Genomic DNA, 11,900 nt, shown 5'->3' with positions numbered 1-11,900 from the left:
CGTTTATTTTAAGTATTTGAGTGGATTAATCGTTTGTTTGAATTTTTTCATTTCAAAATAAAACGGATGACCATTAGTGCTGGCAATGACTTGATTTTTCTTAATTTTATCGCCAACAGCAACTCTCAAAGATTGGCTTTGGGTGTAAGTGCTATAAAACCCTAATGGGTGGCGAATAACAACCATAGTGCCATGGCTTTTCATTTTATTACCAATATAGATAACCTTGCCCTCACGAATGGCGTGAATCTCTTGTTCTGCTTGCGTGTTAAAAGTTAAGCCTTGATGATTTTTAGAAAAGGCTTTGCTCACACTAGCATTAACTGGAATTTGCCATTTATTAAGCTGTTTTTTATTCGCCTGTTGAGGTTTATTTTGTGGAGTTTTTGAGGCGTATTCATCTGTCGCCCTTTTGGTTTTCTTGGTTGGGCGTTCAACTTGAGAGTTTTGTTGATTAATGTTTTCTAAATGACTAGATTTTTCAACAACAATAACAGTCTGCTTAGGTGCTGAGGAATAACACCCACTGAGTGATACTAACAAAATAACGCTTAACCATTTAACTAGCATACCAAGCTCCAAAAATAACAATAACAATTAAACCATAACCTAAACGATCAATGTATTTTTGTAACCACTGATCACATTGACTTCCGTAAGCTTTAACCAGGCCAGCTATTAAATAATAACGCGCTCCTCTAGCGAGTAACGAAATCAAAATAAAAGGCAATAGTGCCATCGCCATACTGCCAGCAGTAATGGTGGCCAATTTATAAGGAATGGGGCTAAAAGCCGCTACACCGACAACCCAAATACCATATTGATCAAAAAATCCTTTAACTGATGTAATGGCATCTGGCTTGATTAGCTCAGCAGTTAGTAAAAAGTCAAGCAACACATCGCCCAACAAATACCCAGCAAGACCACCCAAAACTGAAAATAGGGTTGTAATCAAAGCAAATTGATAAGCTTTGTTAGGGCGTCTTAGTGCCATTGGCGCTAATAAAACATCAGGTGGTGGATAAGGAAGAATTGAAGATTCCAAAAAGCTAATAATCGATAGCCAATAAATGGCAAACTTACTTTGCGCCCAGTCCAGAGTTTTTTGGTAAATTCTAGAAAAAATCTGCATTAAGGTTTAAGAGTCTTGAACCATTGGAAAGCCTAAAGCTTTTCGTGAATCAAAGTAAGTTTGCGCTACCTTTTGACTCATAGCACGCACCCTGCGAATAAATCTTGCACGGTCTGTCACACTAATAGCGTGACGTGCATCAAGCAAGTTAAATAAATGAGAGGCTTTCATCACTTGCTCATAAGCTGGGTAGGGTAGAGCTTTTTCGATGAGTAGTTCGTTCATTGATTCTGCTTCGTCAAATTGCTTAAATAATACATCGGTATCAGCAATTTCAAAATTATAAGTCGATTGCTCAACTTCATTCTGATGGAAAACATCACCATAACTAACGCCCTCAGTCCAAACCAAATCAAATACGCTGTCAACACCCTGGAGATACATAGCAAGACGCTCCAAGCCATAAGTTAGCTCACCAGATACTGGCTTGCAAGCTAGACCGCCGACTTGTTGAAAATAAGTAAATTGAGAAACTTCCATGCCGTTCAGCCAAATCTCCCAGCCTAAACCCCAAGCGCCCAATGTTGGAGATTCCCAATTGTCTTCAACAAAACGCACATCATGCTTACTTAAATCAATACCAATCTCACTTAAAGATTCTAAATACAAATCTTGAATATCTTTAGGAGACGGTTTAAGAATAACTTGAAATTGGTAATAATGCTGAAGACGATTTGGATTTTCACCATAACGTCCATCAGTAGGGCGGCGCGAAGGTTGCACATAAGCCGCTTTCCAAGGTTCCGGACCAACAGCTCTTAAAAAAGTAGCCGGATGGAAGGTGCCTGCGCCCATCTCCATATCAAAAGGTTGTAATAATGTACAGCCTTTTGAGGCCCAAAAAGTTTGTAGTTTTAAGATTAAATTTTGAAACGATGCGCTTGCATCTAAATCTGAAATTGACATAATAAGTCGGTTGAAATTAGTCTAAAAATTACAAAAATTTTACCGCATCAAGCGCTATTAGATTGGGCTTTTATCAATAGATAAACCTTGATAGGGATTGTGAAATACTAAAAAACTAAACTAGGTTATTTTAAGTTTAAGTAATTCTGCTTTAAGTTCATTTTCTGTTAGGTGATCATAGTCATTTAAAGTAGCTGTGTTAATGCCACCACATGCTTCATACCACGCATAGCCAGATGTCCAGCTTTCATGTTTATAATCATCCTGACGCTGGCGAACCACACATAAAACAGCTTGATCTCGATAAATTAGATGATAAGGTTGTTCATCACGATGCAAACTTTCAATAAACTCCCAAGCATCACCCATTGAATTAAACCAATGGCTGATCAAAGGATATTTTTCATCATTTTCAATGGGTAGTGGGTTTTCTCGAATAAAACATTGCAGGTGAAAATGATTCACCGAAGCATAGGCGCCATAAGAATTGTATGCCAAAGTAAAACCTTTAATATTAAGCCCAATAGCACTTGCCATCATCCAAGCAAATTGATGAAGCTGCAGGGTGAGAAGTTGCGGATGATTTTTATCTGCCTCAACAACGACAAGACCATGGTATTTTGCAAAGGGAAATTTATTATAAAAAAGTGAGATGTCTTTAGAGAAAAGCTGACCTTTAAAAAACAACTCTTTTTGTAAGAAATCTTTATTAAAGTGAAAGCCACTCTCATTAAAACCTTCACTTATACCTTTGGTTTTAGCATTTGACATTCGCTGAGGACGCAAAGCCCGAAGCGGGTTGTATTGCAATTCAAACCCACCAATCTGCTTGTATTTAATAATATCAAGCTCGGCAAAATCTATTTTTTTTAGCTGATCAAAAACTGCAATATCATCAGCTGATCCTGCTATTTTTTTAGCTTTAAGCTGTTCGAACTTTTCAGATAACTTTGGCTTGAGTTGGCGCCATAGTTTTTCATCAGCCAAAGCATTAGCCAATACCAAAATAAATACGCCAGGTTCATTATGCTTGAGCATGGCGTCTAAGCTCTGATAGAAATTTTGTTCAAATTGAGTGTTGCTGGTAAATAATGGATCTATCATGATTAATTTATTTAAGAAAAAATGAAAATACTGATAATTTATCTTAAAAAACACCTAAAAAGAGATAAAAAGTGCTATTTATAAGTCTTTTTTAAGATATTTTCTCTATTTTATGGTCTTTTTTAGGTTTTTTTTATTATTTATGTATAAATTTGGCAAATAATCAAAATGGCATAAAAAATGCGACCTAAAGGTCGCACTTTTATTTTACTAAAGGTTGAATCTAGTATTTATAAGATTCTGGCTTGAATGGGCCTTCCTTATTAACCTTAATATAACTTGCTTGTGCGTCTGTCAGTGTTGTTAACACACCACCAAAACCACCAACCATGCCAGCGGCCACTTCTTCATCAAGTTTCTTAGGAAGAACCTCTACGTAGATATCGCCACCTCTAGTTGCAAATTTTGCGTCAAATAAGTGCATTTGTGCCAATACTTGGTTAGCAAATGAGCCATCCATAATACGACTTGGGTGTCCTGTAGCGTTGCCTAAGTTGACCAAGCGACCTTCAGATAATAAGATTAGGTAATCATTTTTATCATCACTACGATAAACACGATGAACCTGAGGTTTTACCTCGTCCCAACGCCAATTATCACGCATAAATTGAGTATCGATTTCATTGTCAAAATGGCCAATATTGCATACTACAGAACCTTCTTTGATAGTTTGTAGCATAGCGCTATCACAAACATTCATGTTGCCAGTGGTGGTGACAATAAGATCAGTGGTTGATAATAATAATTTATTGATATTCTCAGTTTTTCCGGTATTAATACCATCGATATAAGGTGAAACGATCTCGAAGCCATCCATACAAGCTTGCATGGCACAGATTGGATCAATTTCAGAAATTTTAACAATCATGCCTTCTTGACGTAACGATTGTGCAGAGCCTTTACCCACATCGCCATAACCAATAACCAATGCTTTTTTGCCAGACATTAGCATGTCAGTACCACGCTTAATAGCATCATTAAGTGAATGACGACAGCCGTACTTGTTGTCATTTTTTGCTTTAGTGACAGAATCGTTAACATTAATAGCTGGTACCTTTAGTGTGCCTAGCTCCATCATCTCAAGTAGACGGTGAACGCCCGTAGTAGTTTCTTCACTAATACCGTGAATGTCATTTAGCATAGCTGGGTATTTTTCATGCAACATCTGAGTTAGATCACCACCATCATCAAGTACCATGTTTGCATTCCAAGGCTTACCATTTTCTAAAATAGTTTGCTCAATACACCATAGGAATTCTTCTTCAGTTTCACCCTTCCAGGCGAATGTTGGAATATCCGCAGCAACCATTGCTGCTGCTGCATGATCTTGAGTTGAAAAGATATTGCAACTTGACCAGCGCACTTGTGCACCCAGGTCAACCAAGGTTTCCATAAGAACTGCTGTTTGAATAGTCATATGAATACAACCTAAGATGCGAGCATCTTTTAGTGGTTGTTCGTCACGATATTTATCGCGTAATGTCATTAAAGCAGGCATTTCTGCTTCAGCCATTTCTACTTCTTTACGTCCATAATCGGCTAACGACATATCGGCGACTTTAAAGTCGTTGTTTTTAATTGTTGAGTTGCTCATTTTTTCTCCTTTAGGAAATTTAAAAAATGAGCGTCGTTTGATTATGAAGATCACCAAGCCTGATTGAAAAAAAAATTCAACGCAACGCTCCTTGGCAGTTTGGTTATTATACCAAATCTTATGTGTTAAAAACTATTTCAACAAGTGAGTCCGGTCAGTTTTTTCCCAGGTAATATCATCTTCCGTACGACCAAAATGACCATAACTTGCTGTCTTTTGGTAAATAGGACGCTTAAGGTCAAGCATAGCGATTAGACCTTTAGGGCGTAAGTCAAAGTGTTCTCGAACGAGTGTTTCAATAGCATCATTAGAAATTTTACCTGTACCAAAAGTTTCAACACTAATTGAAGTGGGCTCAGCAACACCAATGGCGTAAGAAACCTGAACTTCACAACGTTCAGCTAATCCAGCTGCCACAATGTTTTTAGCAACATAGCGGGTTGCATAAGCAGCAGAGCGGTCAACTTTTGATGGATCTTTTCCAGAAAAAGCACCACCACCATGACGAGCCATGCCGCCGTAAGTATCAACAATAATCTTTCGACCCGTTAAACCTGCATCTCCTACAGGGCCACCAATGACAAAATTACCCGTTGGATTGATATGAAATTTGGTTGAGTTACTTAGCCATTCACTAGGAAGAACTGGCTTAATAACTTCTTCTAAAATTGCTTCACGTAAATCATCAAGAGAGATATCTGCATCGTGTTGAGTTGATAGAACTACCGCATCAATACCAACGATTTTATGATCTTTATAAATACAAGAGACTTGTGATTTTGCATCGGGACGTAACCAAGGTAGTTGGCCATTTTTCATCAACTCAGCTTGTTTAGCAACTAAGCGATGTGCATATAACACTGGCGCCGGCATATAAACGTCAGTCGCATTACAAGCATAACCAAACATTAAGCCTTGATCACCAGCACCTTGCTCATGATCTGATGATTCATCAACGCCCATGGCGATATCTTGAGATTGTTCGCCTAACAGATTGATAAGGTCACAAGTATGACCATTAAAACCATACTCTTCTTTGTCGTAGCCAATACCAATAATTGTATCACGTACGATTTTTTCGTAATCAATGTCAGCACCTGTGGTGATTTCACCCGCTAAAACAACATGGTTATCTTTGACTAGAGTTTCCACAGCAACGCGTGAATTTTTGTCTTGCGTGAGTGCTGCATCTAAAATAGCATCAGAAATTTGATCGCAAACTTTATCGGGATGTCCTGCCGAAACAGATTCAGAAGTAAATATCATTTTGTTCTCCATATGAACATTAAAAAACCCTTATCAAGAAGGGTTTTTTAATGAAGAAAAACACCTGCTTTAGCTTAATTTAACTACTCTGGGTAGTAACGCTAGCAATCGGGACAAATCAGCGTGTATGAAAACATTATAACAAATAAAAAAGCTTTATTCTAAACTTATTTTTAAGGCGACGGCACTCACAAAGGGCGCGCTCATTAAACTGAGCACTAGAAATAGGGCCAGGAAATACAGCTGAGAACTAATATCCAGGCCAAATTGCGCTTGGGAGACTGCACTTGAAGCAAATATTAAAATAGGAATATAAAGTGGCAAAATAAGTAAAGATAACAGCATGCCTGAATTCTTAACACCAACAATTAAAGAAGCGCCAATACTACCAATGAGGCTTAAACTTGGTGTGGCGAGTAATAAGGTGATCATTAATACTTTAACACTCTCATTGTCTAAAAATAAAAGCACACCTAAAAAAGGCGATAGCAAAATAATTGGAATACCAGTTAAGAGCCAATGAGCGGTAATCTTTGAAAGTATGAGTAGTGGCAATGATTGATGTGATGCGATCATTTGTTCTAAGACGCCATTTTCAAAATCGTTATGAAATAAAGTGTTTAGAGATAGAAGTACGGCCAACATACTAGCAACCCAAATAATGCCAGCAGCAATTTGAGATAACGTTGCTGCTTCTGGACTTATGGCTAACGGAAAAAGTGAGACAGATATAATAAAAAATAACAAAGGGTTTAGAATGCTAGAAGGATTTCTAATGGCTATGCGCAAATCTCGGCTTAAAGTTTGTAGGTAGATGTTCATAACGAAATAACGCGTTGATTAGGTAGTGCTGAATCTTGATGCGTGGTGAATAAGCATAGCCCGCCATTCGCACAATGTTGCGAAATTATATTTTCAACAATTTCAACTCCTTTTGGGTCCAGCGCAGTAAAAGGTTCATCAAGTAGCCAAACCTTAGATTTAGAGATAAATAAACTGGCTAGAATAACACGTCGTTTTTGACCAGCAGAAAGATTGGCGCAAGTTTCATCTGCATAACCTTTAAGACCAACGTCATCTAATGCTTTAATAAGAAGGGACTGGTCAATGGGGTGATTTAAAGCACTTAAAAATTCAAGATTTTCAAGGCTAGTTAGCTCAGCACTGAGTGCTGATTGATGGCCTAAATAGAAAACTTCTTGCTGATATTCGTCACTTTTAACAGGGTGTTCATCTAACTTTACATCGCCTTGCTCTTGAATGCTGATACCTGCTAATATTTTTAAAAGTGAGGTCTTTCCACTGCCATTTGTACCTGTAATTCTAAGAACTTCTTTGGCGTTAACTTGAAAAGAAAGATTGTGAAAAATCTGGCTGTATCCTCTTTGACACTCAAGATTATTAACAACAAGAGATGACACGATTAATTAATCCAACCAGAATTTATACCAAGGCGTCTTGTTAGGCTGCTGCTCTTTTTTGATCAGCGCTTCTTGCTTTGGCTGTTGTGTTTTAATAACCTTTGGAGCTTCAGTCTCTTGCTGTTTAGCTTGCTCTAGTTTGGTATTATTCTTTAATGCCTCTGCCTCTGCCTTTGCTGCAGCCTTTACTTGAGCTTGTGCTTTCTCTGTAGCTAATTTCTCATCTTCAATTCGTTTAGCTTCTTGAGCGTTGGCAATAGCTAACCTTTCAGCAGCTAACTTCTCATCTTTTATGCGTTTATCTGCTTGAGCTTTCTTTAATTTCTCTGCTTTAATTTTTGCTTGTTTTTCAGCCTCTATTTTTGCTTTTTCCTCAACAAGGTATTTCTCTTCAAGTGCTTTTTCTTTATCGGTCATCTTAGCTAGACTAACGATGCCTGAAGAGTCGATGGTTGCTAATTTTTCCTGGGTAAATTTTAGAGCTAGACGATAATGAATATCGTCTAGCTCATGTCGTGTTGTATGGTTAATATAATCCCATTGATTACTATGGAAGGGGTCAATAATACTTGGAGAGCCAATCAGGTCTTGCACTTGTGCTTTTGACATACCAACTCTAAGCTGGTTAATCTTAAATCTTGTTAAGACAGAACCTTGCTGAACGTCATCTTTGTACAGGGTTGGTAGCGACATATCCGGCAAAAGGTTTGGCATGTCCGGTAATGTCGGCATAGAAGGAGTGCAAGCAGACAAAAATGGTAATGAGAATGAGAATGCAACTAAAGTTAGTTTGTTCATTTGTAATTAATTGATTAAAATGATTAAGAAATAATTTTCTGATTTTACCTCAAGGATTCGAATATGGACGCCCAAGATTTAAAAACTGCAGGTCTTAAAGTTACATTACCAAGACTTAAGATTCTGGAGATTTTAGAAAAAAGTGAAAATCACCATATGAGTGCTGAAGATATTTATCGTGCATTAATCATGCAGGGTGAGGAAGTCGGTGTGGCAACTATCTATCGAGTGCTCACCCAGTTTGAAGAGGCAGACATGATTCATAAGCTGAATTTTGATAATGGTCAAAGTGTTTATGAGTTATCCAATACGGAGCATCATGATCATTTGGTATGCGTTAAATGCGGAAAAATTGATGAATTTAATGATGAAGTCATTGAGCAACATCAGCATGACATAGCCACCAAACATGGCTTTCAGTTAACCGATCATTGTTTATATTTATATGGCTTGTGTCAAGACTGTCAATAATAAGATAATTTAATTATGGAAGATTTTATTTTAAGAGCGCTCATAGCGGCACTTGGTATCTCTATTATTGCTGGATCTCTTGGCTGCTTTGTTATTTGGAAGCGCATGAGTTATTTCTCTGAATCTATCTCACATTCTGCCTTATTGGGCGTTTCCCTTGGCTTGGCTAGTGGTTTAGGCATGCATGCAGGATTAGTAATTGTTGGCGTCATATTTGCAGGTTTGATTGTTATTTTGCAGCAAAAAAAAGTACTATCTAGTGATGCTATTTTAGGCATATTCTCTCACCTTGCGCTATCTCTTGGTATTGTTATTTTGGGTATTGTGGGCGGAGAAAATACAGATTATTTTGCGTTATTATTTGGTGATGTTTTGTCAATTGATGATCAAGATATTGTTTGGATTTATGCTGTACTTATTATTGTTATTAGCCTACTGGTTGTTTTTTGGCAAAAATTACTATTATTAACGCTAAATGAAGAGTTAGCTGTTTCTCAGGGTTTAAACCGAACCTTTTATCAATTATTATTTATGTTGATGATCGCCTTAACTGTATCAATTTCTGTGCAAATTGTGGGCGTTTTGTTAATCACTTCTTTACTGATTATTCCACCAGCAGTCGCAAGAGTTTTTGCTGACTCGCCATTAAGTATGGTAATTCAGTCGATCGGTATTTCTATTGTGGCTGTGATAATGGGATTGAGTGCTTCTGTATTTTATGATTTAGCGACAGGCCCAACGATTGTTATTGCACTAGGTGTGCTATTTACCTTATCACAATTATTTCCTAAGAAATCAAGCTAGAGCGTCGTTAAGTTCTGTTAATTGATTAGTTTGTTGCTCAACAATCAGTGGCTCAATAATAGATTCTAAATCACCTTCTATAATTTCAGATAATTTATACAGAGTCAGATTGATTCTATGATCAGTGATGCGCCCTTGAGGGTAGTTATAAGTACGAATTCTTTGTGATCGATCGCCACTTCCAACTAGTTCTTTGCGAGCAGTTGCCTGTTCTTTTTGTTGAACCTGTTGCTGAGCATCTAAAATTCTTGACGCAAGAACTGACATTGCTTGAGCTTTGTTTTTGTGTTGTGAGCGTCCATCTTGACATTCAACTACTGTCCCTGTTGGAATATGGGTGACACGAACAGCCGAGTCAGTTTTATTAACATGCTGTCCACCTGCACCACTTGCCCTAAATGTGTCAACACGAACATCACCCATGTTGATATCGATATCTTCAATATTCTCTACTTCTGGCATAACTGCAACTGTGCAGGCAGAAGTGTGGACACGACCTTGGCTTTCAGTTTCTGGAACACGTTGAACTCGATGTGCGCCTGATTCAAACTTAAGCTTGGAATAAACGTCAACACCACTGATACGGGCGATAATCTCTTTATAGCCACCATGATCACCAATATTTGCACTGAGAGTTTCTATCTGCCATTTTTGTTTTTCACAGTAACGTGAATACATTCTAAATAAATCCCCTGAAAAAATTGAAGCCTCATCGCCACCTGTACCCGCTCGAATTTCCAGAATAATATTGCGAGAATCATTTGGATCTTTGGGTAATAAGGATTTTTTTAACTCAAGGTCTAAACGCTCTAGATTGTCTTTAGCGTCGTTAATTTCTTCTTTAGCCATTGCCTTGATATCAGCATCATCTTCTTCAAGCATCATCTTTGCATCTTCAAGATTTTGAACAGTGGTGAGATGCTCTTGGTACTGCTCATTGACAGGCGTAAGCTGAGAATGTTCAATAGATAGCTCTCTAAATCTTTTAATATCGCTAGCAATACTTGGATCACTCAACATGGCACCAACTTCTTCAAGGCGCATGGACATTTGTTCTAATTTAGCAAGAATAGATTCATTCATTATTTTTTAATATTGGGTATGCAGCCTTCACATTGGGATAATCCTTTATGAGGGGTTTGCTTAATGTTTTTAAAGGTGGTATGAAGTATTTTATTGGTTAATTGGTCTGCCAATTTTTTTATAATTTGCTCACTAGCACCGCCATTATTAAGACTTTTTATAGCATCTTCTAATGCATCTTCTTTAATTTTATTAACGTTACTACGATAACTTTGTATCAGTTGCTCATTAGGTAAAACAGACAGCCATTTGTTAAAAACTTGAGTTTGTTTAATGATAATTTCTTGAGCTAATACCTTTTCTTTTTCGCGTGAATCAATGTTGTCACTTACCACTTGCTCAAGATCATCAATAGTGTAGAGATATACATCATCTAATTGACCAACTTCAGGTTCAATATCTCTTGGAACGGCAATATCAAGCATGAACATAGGCTTATGTTTGCGTAATTTTAGAGCACTTTCAATAAGTCCTTTTCCAATAACAGGAACAGAGGCAGCTGTTGATGAAATGATGATATCAGCTTGATGAATGACAGATGAAAACTGCTTTAAGCTAATAGATTGTGCATTGTAAAGTGAAGCAATTTTTTGTGCATTTTCAAGTGTTCTATTGGCAACAATGATATTTTTAATACCTTTTTGGCTCAAATGTTGGGCACATAGTTCTATCATCTCCCCTGCACCGATTAATAAAACTGTTTGTTCTGATAAATCTGTAAAGATTTTTTCACTAAGTTTGACAGCGCAATAGGCAATAGAGACTGGCGAAGATCCAATTTGAGTATCAGTGCGTACTTTTTTTGCTGTTGAAAAAGCATGTTGAAATAGTTTTTCTAGTTTTTTATCTAGAGTTTTTGCTTGCTTGGCTATATGATAAGCATCTTTTAGTTGACCTAATATTTGAGGCTCTCCTAATACTAAAGAGTCTAATCCACAAGCCACATTACAAATGTGCTCTAAGGCAGCATTATTTTCAAAATAAACCAAATAAGAATCTATTTCTTGCCTAGAGATTTTGTGTGTGTCAGCTAAATATTGACTCAGTATTTCCTGAGGATTGTCAGCATCGATAACCGCATAAATTTCAGAGCGATTGCAGGTAGACAAAATAACACATGCCTGAACCCCTGGAGTGTCCACTAATTTTTGCAATTCACTACTTAAATGATTAGGCGCAAAAGCAACACGTTCACGCACCGAAACTGGCGCCTGTGCATGATTAACACTTAAAATAGCAATGCGTGACATAAACTTAAATAACAAACTCAATAAGCACATAATTATACCTAAGTGGTAATTTTTAGGCGTTCGCTATTATA

General features: G+C 37.3%; 13 protein-coding genes and 1 riboswitch. Of the genes, 2 read left to right on the top strand and 11 right to left on the bottom strand.

All coding sequences use genetic code 11. From position 1 onward, the window contains the following. Nucleotides 1-3: 3 nt before the first annotated feature. From N9Y32_04410 to bamE, 9 genes are all read right to left on the bottom strand, one after another. A complete protein-coding gene (locus N9Y32_04410; GenBank protein ID MDB2590255.1) occupies nucleotides 4-570 on the bottom strand; it encodes a M23 family metallopeptidase in 567 nt (188 codons plus the stop codon). Then, complete coding sequence (locus N9Y32_04405; protein ID MDB2590254.1) at nucleotides 560-1,132, bottom strand: VTT domain-containing protein; 573 nt, start codon at nucleotides 1,130-1,132, stop codon at nucleotides 560-562. The genes N9Y32_04410 and N9Y32_04405 overlap by 11 nt, the downstream gene beginning before the upstream one ends. A 6-nt stretch (nucleotides 1,133-1,138) precedes the next feature. Beyond that, entirely contained in the window at nucleotides 1,139-2,038 is a 900-nt protein-coding gene (gene glyQ, locus N9Y32_04400) for a glycine--tRNA ligase subunit alpha (GenBank protein MDB2590253.1), read from the bottom strand. Between the two features lie 120 nt (nucleotides 2,039-2,158). Beyond that, complete coding sequence (locus N9Y32_04395; protein MDB2590252.1) at nucleotides 2,159-3,142, bottom strand: hypothetical protein; 984 nt, start codon at nucleotides 3,140-3,142, stop codon at nucleotides 2,159-2,161. A 223-nt stretch (nucleotides 3,143-3,365) separates the two neighbouring features. Then, nucleotides 3,366-4,736 carry an adenosylhomocysteinase gene (gene ahcY, locus N9Y32_04390; GenBank protein ID MDB2590251.1) on the bottom strand — a complete coding sequence of 457 codons (1,371 nt, stop codon included), beginning with the start codon at nucleotides 4,734-4,736 and terminating at the stop codon, nucleotides 3,366-3,368. A gap of 21 nt (nucleotides 4,737-4,757) precedes the next feature. Continuing rightward, nucleotides 4,758-4,835: riboswitch (S-adenosyl-L-homocysteine riboswitch) on the bottom strand. 33 nt (nucleotides 4,836-4,868) lie between these two features. After that, on the bottom strand, nucleotides 4,869-6,002 hold the full coding sequence (gene metK, locus N9Y32_04385) for a methionine adenosyltransferase (GenBank protein MDB2590250.1): 1,134 nt from the start codon (nucleotides 6,000-6,002) through the stop codon (nucleotides 4,869-4,871). Between the two features lie 156 nt (nucleotides 6,003-6,158). Next, nucleotides 6,159-6,824 carry a heme exporter protein CcmB gene (ccmB, locus tag N9Y32_04380; protein ID MDB2590249.1) on the bottom strand — a complete coding sequence of 222 codons (666 nt, stop codon included), beginning with the start codon at nucleotides 6,822-6,824 and terminating at the stop codon, nucleotides 6,159-6,161. Further along, nucleotides 6,821-7,423, bottom strand: a complete 603-nt coding sequence (gene ccmA, locus N9Y32_04375) for a cytochrome c biogenesis heme-transporting ATPase CcmA (protein ID MDB2590248.1) — start codon at nucleotides 7,421-7,423, stop codon at nucleotides 6,821-6,823. Before ccmA ends, ccmB begins: the two co-directional genes overlap by 4 nt. A 6-nt stretch (nucleotides 7,424-7,429) precedes the next feature. Further along, nucleotides 7,430-8,221 (bottom strand): outer membrane protein assembly factor BamE, encoded by a 792-nt coding sequence (gene bamE, locus N9Y32_04370; protein ID MDB2590247.1) that lies wholly within the window; start codon nucleotides 8,219-8,221, stop codon nucleotides 7,430-7,432. A gap of 63 nt (nucleotides 8,222-8,284) precedes the next feature. Between bamE and fur the strand changes: the two genes are divergently transcribed. Then, nucleotides 8,285-8,692, top strand: coding sequence for a ferric iron uptake transcriptional regulator (fur, locus tag N9Y32_04365; GenBank protein MDB2590246.1), 408 nt, complete (start codon nucleotides 8,285-8,287; stop codon nucleotides 8,690-8,692). Between the two features lie 15 nt (nucleotides 8,693-8,707). After that, on the top strand, nucleotides 8,708-9,496 hold the full coding sequence (locus N9Y32_04360) for a metal ABC transporter permease (GenBank protein ID MDB2590245.1): 789 nt from the start codon (nucleotides 8,708-8,710) through the stop codon (nucleotides 9,494-9,496). Here the strand turns inward: N9Y32_04360 and prfA are convergent. Beyond that, a complete protein-coding gene (prfA, locus tag N9Y32_04355; GenBank protein MDB2590244.1) occupies nucleotides 9,488-10,579 on the bottom strand; it encodes a peptide chain release factor 1 in 1,092 nt (363 codons plus the stop codon). The two genes, N9Y32_04360 and prfA, sit on opposite strands and share 9 nt — an antisense overlap. Then, on the bottom strand, nucleotides 10,579-11,829 hold the full coding sequence (gene hemA / locus N9Y32_04350; GenBank protein ID MDB2590243.1) for a glutamyl-tRNA reductase: 1,251 nt from the start codon (nucleotides 11,827-11,829) through the stop codon (nucleotides 10,579-10,581). The genes prfA and hemA overlap by 1 nt, the downstream gene beginning before the upstream one ends. Nucleotides 11,830-11,900: the final 71 nt, after the last annotated feature.

The sequence above is a fragment of the Candidatus Thioglobus sp. genome (assembly GCA_028228555.1).
GTDB lineage: Bacteria > Pseudomonadota > Gammaproteobacteria > PS1 > Pseudothioglobaceae > Thioglobus_A.
Note: the sequence above shows the minus strand (reverse complement) of the source record. Positions and strands in the feature narration are given on the sequence as shown.

Bases quoted from the DNA above. Each gene is read 5' to 3' on its own strand.
- N9Y32_04410 (MDB2590255.1), bottom strand. From the start codon at position 570: ATGCTAGTTAAATGGTTAAGCGTTATTTTGTTAGTATCACTCAGTGGG.
- N9Y32_04405 (MDB2590254.1), bottom strand. From the start codon at position 1,132: ATGCAGATTTTTTCTAGAATTTACCAAAAAACTCTGGACTGGGCGCAA.
- glyQ (MDB2590253.1), bottom strand. From the start codon at position 2,038: ATGTCAATTTCAGATTTAGATGCAAGCGCATCGTTTCAAAATTTAATC.
- N9Y32_04395 (MDB2590252.1), bottom strand. From the start codon at position 3,142: ATGATAGATCCATTATTTACCAGCAACACTCAATTTGAACAAAATTTC.
- ahcY (MDB2590251.1), bottom strand. From the start codon at position 4,736: ATGAGCAACTCAACAATTAAAAACAACGACTTTAAAGTCGCCGATATG.
- metK (MDB2590250.1), bottom strand. From the start codon at position 6,002: ATGATATTTACTTCTGAATCTGTTTCGGCAGGACATCCCGATAAAGTT.
- ccmB (MDB2590249.1), bottom strand. From the start codon at position 6,824: ATGAACATCTACCTACAAACTTTAAGCCGAGATTTGCGCATAGCCATT.
- bamE (MDB2590247.1), bottom strand. From the start codon at position 8,221: ATGAACAAACTAACTTTAGTTGCATTCTCATTCTCATTACCATTTTTG.
- fur (MDB2590246.1), top strand. From the start codon at position 8,285: ATGGACGCCCAAGATTTAAAAACTGCAGGTCTTAAAGTTACATTACCA.
- N9Y32_04360 (MDB2590245.1), top strand. From the start codon at position 8,708: ATGGAAGATTTTATTTTAAGAGCGCTCATAGCGGCACTTGGTATCTCT.
- prfA (MDB2590244.1), bottom strand. From the start codon at position 10,579: ATGAATGAATCTATTCTTGCTAAATTAGAACAAATGTCCATGCGCCTT.
- hemA (MDB2590243.1), bottom strand. From the start codon at position 11,829: ATGTCACGCATTGCTATTTTAAGTGTTAATCATGCACAGGCGCCAGTT.